Here is a 1,801-nt window from a genome sequence, read left to right as displayed (position 1 = left end):
TTTCGCATCTGTTCTAATTTCCTTAAATTAGCCCCGTACAGAGCGTTTTATGTTTCAGATGTGGAATTCATCAAAAAACTTCCAAATCTCTCTCTAAGGTGCCTTTCTGTCGATTTAAATGCATATCTAATCCAAAAATGATCAGCACTTTTCTCTATTTTGCTGTCTCAAATATTTTGCGAAGTTCTTTTTGAAAAGCTTCCAGACGTTCTGACGTTACCAATTTCTCCTGCCTCCTGCTCTCTAACTCGGGCTTTTGAAGATTTTTAAGAATACAACTAGCCCTTGTGCGAATACGGTTTTCAAGTTTTTCACAGTAATGATAAAAATCTGCTGTTGATGGCATAAAGGTCGTGTTTAACCCTTCTGCTTTTCCTTTCAAGGCATCCTTTGTAGCTGTTTGCAATACCCAGCTGCTTATGCCATCAAGAGCGTAGAAATACGCAAGTGATGTTGATTTTTCATCTGATCCCAATTGGCTTTTTAAACCACTTGAAAGGACAAGATACGCCGTCTGGATTTCTTCCTCAGTGGCTTTTTTCTCAAGTTTCTTCAAGGCATCATGGACCAATGAGGTAGCTTTCTTCGCTTCTGCAATCGATGGTTTTTGCCCCGTTTTCCAAAGGAACGGCGGTTCTTTCGTCATCCTCGAATAAAAATTTGAAAACATTATCTGAATTTTTGATATTGGACATGTGCTGTGCAACTCGATAATTCCACCCACGTTGTTGTTTTGTTTGTTCAACGCCTGGTTTTCCATAGTTTTTTCCTTTCTTAAGATCCTCGACAGCCTTTCTTACCCAGTTACGCCATGTTGCTGGCCAATCCGTTTTGGTTGCACCTTGACCAGACTTGGCTTTCCAATAATCCCGAAATTTTGCAATCTCGATTTTAACCCGCTCTGGAGGCAATCCCTCTTGAATGGCAAAATCGTAATCAGGTTCGAAATCCTCAGGAATGCGACATCCCCGTTTATCTCCAGACCGCTTGGTTTTCTTTTCAGTGCTTTTTTGCTGTGAAGCGGGTGATTGGTTTTCTGATGTGGGGGTATCGTGATCCAAATGCTGCTCAACAGCATCATCGGTTGTTTCACTTTGAACCGAAACTTCAGTTGCTAAATCTTCTGAAGCATTTTCTTTTTTTGATAACACGATAGTGTTAGTTTTTTTATATATGTTATTGTTAATGTGTTGTCGTGATGAAGTCATCATGTCATCATCATGACTTTGTGATGACATCATCATGATTTCATCGTGATCTTGTGATGAGTTATCTTTGTGCTTATTTCTTCTAGTATTCGCGGCTTTTATAGCCTTTTCTGAGCGCTTATTTAAATTATCATTGCAGTCTTTTAGCTCTTCTTCAACTTGCTGACTCCATAAACGGCCATCTTCTAAACGGATAATTTTTCCCTTACGCAACAAAAGATCTAGTGTCTTGTTAAGAGCATTTACTGAACAACCAATACGACGCGCTAATGTAGTAATCTCTTCCCAAATTGGTTCTTGTGCTCGATACATGAGAGCAGTGAGTGTCATATAAGTAGCTTTCTCTGCTGCACTTGTACCAGAAAAATCCATGATCCATTCTTCATAGAAATTTCGAACCCAAGGTAATTTAGTTGACATAGCTTTCCCCCTCTCTTTCTGAAGATATATTACTGATATCAAGATCAACTGCTGATGATGTGTACCACAAACGGCCACTCTCTAAACGAATGATATAACCACGGCTCATTAAAGATTCTAATATGTTTCGAAACGTCCACACTGAACAGCTGCACAAACTTGATAAATGAGAA

Annotated in this window: 2 protein-coding genes and 1 pseudogene; all 3 read right to left on the bottom strand. The window is 39.3% G+C overall.

Annotated features, from left to right (window positions below):
* Positions 1-154: 154 nt before the first annotated feature.
* Entirely contained in the window at positions 155-571 is a 417-nt protein-coding gene (locus J7R05_RS07045) for a hypothetical protein (protein ID WP_208541750.1), read from the bottom strand.
* On the bottom strand, positions 561-1,628 hold the full coding sequence (locus tag J7R05_RS07040) for a DUF1376 domain-containing protein (RefSeq protein ID WP_208541749.1): 1,068 nt from the start codon (positions 1,626-1,628) through the stop codon (positions 561-563). Before J7R05_RS07040 ends, J7R05_RS07045 begins: the two co-directional genes overlap by 11 nt.
* Positions 1,618-1,801: pseudogene (locus tag J7R05_RS07035) on the bottom strand (hypothetical protein); the annotation flags it as partial. The pseudogene J7R05_RS07035 and the gene J7R05_RS07040, both read right to left, overlap by 11 nt.

The organism is Bartonella capreoli, from assembly GCF_902813205.1.
Classification (GTDB): domain Bacteria; phylum Pseudomonadota; class Alphaproteobacteria; order Rhizobiales; family Rhizobiaceae; genus Bartonella; species Bartonella schoenbuchensis.
The sequence above is the reverse complement of the archived record's forward strand: the minus strand, read 5'-3'. Positions and strand labels throughout refer to the sequence as shown.

Coding starts and splice junctions, on each gene's coding strand:
- J7R05_RS07040 (WP_208541749.1), bottom strand. CDS start 1,628: ATGTCAACTAAATTACCTTGGGTTCGAAATTTCTATGAAGAATGGATC.